1 protein-coding gene is annotated in these 236 nt (G+C 43.6%); it reads left to right on the forward strand.

Going from position 1 to position 236, the window contains the following annotated elements:
• A partial coding sequence (locus SB772_RS45565; protein ID WP_410839223.1) for a F0F1 ATP synthase subunit delta occupies positions 1 to 236 on the forward strand: 236 nt, incomplete at both ends.

The raw sequence follows: 236 nt of genomic DNA on the forward strand, positions 1-236 counted from the left end.
GTTTCTGCTGAGCATAAGTCAGCTGCTTTGGTCGATCTTTATGATACGCAAGTAGCTAGCGCTAATGATTCTGCTTTTAAGCAGTTATTAAGCGAAGCTCAAGGGACTAGCCTTGACAGTAACGTAAGCTATCCAAAAGTATCAGTAGCACTCAGTAACTTCGTTAAACAGTTATCAGAACAAGAGCGTCTGGCGCTGCTTCCTGAAGTTTATGAGCATTATCGCCGTCACAAGGC

Source organism: Paraburkholderia sp. SIMBA_030 (genome assembly GCF_046535245.1).
Classification (GTDB): Bacteria; Pseudomonadota; Gammaproteobacteria; order Burkholderiales; family Burkholderiaceae; genus Paraburkholderia.